General features: G+C 37.8%; 2 protein-coding genes. Both read left to right on the forward strand.

Features of this window, described 5'->3' with window-relative positions:
* Positions 1-278: transposase (locus KHM83_RS19580; RefSeq protein ID WP_213238728.1), on the forward strand; the 278-nt coding region annotated here is incomplete at its 5' end.
* Between the two features lie 20 nt (positions 279-298).
* Positions 299-1,150, forward strand: coding sequence for an IS3 family transposase (locus tag KHM83_RS19585; protein WP_343213184.1), 852 nt, complete (start codon positions 299-301; stop codon positions 1,148-1,150).
* The last annotated feature ends 62 nt before the right edge of the window (positions 1,151-1,212 follow it).

The raw sequence follows: 1,212 nt of genomic DNA on the forward strand, positions 1-1,212 counted from the left end.
AGCAATTTTCAAAAGAATTTAAACAAGATGCTGTCAATTATTACTATTCATCTGGCAAAACAGGCGAGGAAGTAGCAAAAGAACTCAAAATCGGAAAATCAACCCTCAGTTCATGGATAAGGAATGCCAAAAATCACGAAGGACTTATTGAACATAGAGGCTCGGGCAATTTTTCGTCAGATGCTGAAAAAGAAAATGCACGCCTGCGCAAAGAGCTTCGAGATGCAAAGGATGCAATCGAAATATTAAAAAAAGCAATGAGCATATTGAACGATTAACAGAAACACTTTACCCAATCATCAAAGAAAAATCTAAGAAACGCACCTTTTCTGTTAACAATGTGCTCAAATATCTTGGCGTTTCAACATCTGGATACTATAGTTTCAAAAATCGAAAGGCATCTCGCGCGAAACTTCGCAAAAGAGCCGTATCGACAAAGATCAAAGAAATATATAATGCTTCTTATCAGATTTATGGTGCGCCTAAGATTACAAAATTGCTCAATGAGCAAGGGATAAAAATCGCTGAAAAAACAGTTGGGAATTACATGCGCGATGAAGGTATTAAGGCCATATGGGTTCGTCCATACACTAAAACCACCATTGATCCTGACTTTGACGACAAGCTTAAAAATATACTGGATAGGCAATTTCGTCCTGCAGCACCGAATGCCGTTTGGACAACTGATATCACCTACGTCTATACCTTGAAGGGCTTTGTATATTTAACATCTGTAATGGACCTTTATTCTCGAAAAATCATCGGGTGGCATGTTTCCGATAGACTAACGACAGATGGTGTCATATCTGCAATTGAAAACGCTAAAGCATCTAGAAAATCAAAGAGACCAACCATCATTCACAGCGACAGGGGTGTCCAATTTGTATCCAAAGATTATAAGAAAGCAACACCAGCCAGAGATTATATCCGGAGTTATTCGCACAAAGGTACACCTTGGGACAATGCACCGATTGAATCTTTCCACGCACTCATAAAACGCGAATGGCTTAACCGATATGTCATTAAAGATCTTCATCATGCACATAAACTGATATTCCATTATATTGAAACGTTTTATAATACCACCAGAATACATTCGCATTGCGGTATGATATCACCCTACGATTATGAACTTGAATTTGTCAGTTAGTAATCATAAAAGTTGTTTAAAGATTCTACGTTTAAGTTGTCCTTTTTCTTGACAGAAGACCA

It is taken from the genome of Fusibacter paucivorans, from assembly GCF_018390735.1.
In the GTDB taxonomy this organism is placed as follows: Bacteria; Bacillota; Clostridia; order Peptostreptococcales; family Acidaminobacteraceae; genus Fusibacter; species Fusibacter paucivorans.